Below are 2,486 nucleotides of genomic sequence, written 5' to 3'. Positions count from 1 at the left end.
GCGCCGCCGGCCCGGCCGGCAACGTGGCATCCCCGTGCGAGGAGACCTCCCCGGCCACGAGCAGTGCTCGGGGCGCACCGGTACGTGCACGGAATCACCACCCAGCGAAATGGACTGATCCACGCAGTCGACGACGGCGCGGCACCCGGGCCGACGACACGCTCTCGTCGGAGCCCCTTCAGTACGCCGGACGAGCGTCAGGACTGCGTGCGAATCATCTTGTGAATGGCCGCCTGCGCCACCGGCTTGACGGTAAGGGTGTCGATGTTGACGTGGTGCGGCAACTCCACGGCGAATGCGAGCACCTCGGCCACATCGGCACCGGTGAGCGGCTTTTCCACACCGGCATAGACCTTGTCCGCGGCCTCCTGATCGCCGCCGAGGCGCATGAGTGAGAACTCCGGGGTGTGCACCAGGCCGGGAGCCACCTCGACCACGCGCACGTTGTGTTCGGCTTCCTCCAAGCGCAGTGCTTCGGTCATGGAGCGCTCGGCGTACTTGGCGGCGTTGTACCCGGCGCCACCCTCGTAGGCGCGGAAGGCAGCCAGCGAGGTCAGATTAACCACGGTGGCCTCGCCATTCTCGCGCAGGGCCGGTAAGAAGGCCCGGGTCACCCGCAGGGTGCCCATGACGTTGACCTGAAACATCCAGTCCCAGTCCTCATCCTTGGCGTCAAGGATCTTGTCGGTGCCCCGCGCGCCGCCGGAGATGTTGAGCACGGCATCCACGGTCTTCTGTTCGGACAGCACCGTGTCGCGCAGGGCGTCGACCTGGGCCTGATCCGTGATGTCCGTGGGCGCCGCGATCGCACCGGTGCGTTGGGCGAGGTCTTCGAGTCGGTCCGCACGGCGTGCCAAGGCGTAGACGGTCCAGCCGCTGCTGCGCAGTCGCTCCACGGTGGCCTCGCCGATACCGGTCGAAGCGCCGGTAACCACGGCCACCTTGCCGTTGCCGAGAGGCTTGGGGTTGTTGTAGGCGGTCTGTGTGTTGTGAGTCATATCTACAACCGTAGCTACCTTATTGTTTCGCGATAAATACCTAATTGGACTTGATTGTCATGTTTCAGAACCCGCTGCGGTGGTCGCGCAACCAACCCAGCAACACCACGGCGTTATTGTGTTCCACGTCCTTAGCGTCGTAGAGCAGAGTCGCCGCGTCCACGTCTCGCAGAACGTGTTCGAGTTCTGCTACCTCCCCCGACGCATCCTGATCCAGTTCCTTCCGGTAGCGCGACGCGAATTCCTCAAATTTCTGGGGATCGTGGCCGAACCACTTTCGAAGACCGTCCGTGGGCGCAAGGTTCTTAAACCAGTGGTTCAGGGCGGCGTGGTCCTTGCTCACCCCGCGAGGCCACAATTTGTCGACCAGGATGCGAGCGCCGTCGTCCGGGTCCCTGTCCTCACGAACGCGCTTGATCTGTAGCTGTGCCATGACCCCACGCTAGGCCTGTTGCGCCCGAATTGCATGAGAGACTGGGCGCATGGCACAACATCTTGAGGGTACAGACACGCCCAATTTCACTGACAACGCTGCGTCCACCACCGCGGTGAACGTTCCCGCCAAGCCGGCGCTGGAGGGTTTGGAGGACAAGTACTCCGCGCAGTGGCGCGAGAACGGCACGTACGCCTTCGACGCGGACACCACGCGCGAGGCCGTCTACTCGATCGACACTCCCCCTCCCACGGCCTCCGGTTCCCTGCACGTCGGTCACATGTTCTCCTACACGCAGACCGACGTGATTGCCCGTTACCAGCGGATGAGCGGCAAGAACGTGTTCTACCCGCTGGGCTGGGACGACAACGGCCTGCCCACCGAGCGCCGCGTGCAGAACTATTACGGTGTGCGGTGCGAACCCGGCACACCCTACATCGAGGGTTACCGTCCGCCGGAGAAGCCGGCCAAGAACCAGCGCGACTGGGACGTGGTGTCCCGCCAGAACTTCATCGAGCTGTGTGAAGAGCTCGCCGTGGAGGACGAGAAGGTGTTCGAGCACCTCTTCTCCACCCTGGGTCTGTCCGTGGACTGGAACCGCACATACCGCACCATTGATGCCCACTCCCGCAAGGTCTCGCAGCTGGCGTTCCTGAAGGATTACCAGGCCGGTAACGCCTACATGGCCGAGGCCCCCACCATGTGGGACGTCACGTTCCGCACCGCGGTGGCCCAGGCCGAACTCGAGGACCGCGAACGCGAAGGCGCCTACCACCGCATTTCTTTCCACCGCCCGGACGGGGAAAAGGTTTTCATCGAGACCACTCGCCCCGAGCTGCTGCCCGCGTGCGTGGCCCTGGTGGCCCACCCGGATGACGAGCGGTACCAGTCGCTGTTCGGCACCACCGTGCGCTCTCCCCTGTTCGACGTCGAGGTCGAGGTCAAGGCGCACCCGCTGGCCAAGCCCGACAAGGGGTCGGGTATCGCCATGATCTGTACCTTCGGTGACCTCACCGACGTCACCTGGTGGCGCGAGCTCAACCTGCCCACCCGCG

At 64.4% G+C, this 2,486-nt stretch carries 3 protein-coding genes; 1 reads left to right on the top strand and 2 read right to left on the bottom strand.

Annotated elements, in window-relative coordinates:
* Positions 1-197: 197 nt before the first annotated feature.
* Positions 198-998, bottom strand: coding sequence for an SDR family oxidoreductase (locus tag Q4E95_RS12765; protein ID WP_303383660.1), 801 nt, complete (start codon positions 996-998; stop codon positions 198-200).
* Between the two features lie 64 nt (positions 999-1,062).
* On the bottom strand, positions 1,063-1,431 hold the full coding sequence (locus Q4E95_RS12760) for a DUF488 domain-containing protein (protein WP_303383659.1): 369 nt from the start codon (positions 1,429-1,431) through the stop codon (positions 1,063-1,065).
* 49 nt (positions 1,432-1,480) lie between these two features.
* Here Q4E95_RS12760 and Q4E95_RS12755 point away from each other — a divergent pair.
* On the top strand, positions 1,481-2,486 hold a 1,006-nt coding region (locus Q4E95_RS12755; RefSeq protein ID WP_303383658.1), incomplete at its 3' end, for a class I tRNA ligase family protein.

It is taken from the genome of Kocuria sp. (genome assembly GCF_030536815.1).
Classification (GTDB): Bacteria; Actinomycetota; Actinomycetes; order Actinomycetales; family Micrococcaceae; genus Kocuria; species Kocuria gwangalliensis.
Note: the sequence above shows the minus strand (reverse complement) of the source record. Positions and strands in the feature narration are given on the sequence as shown.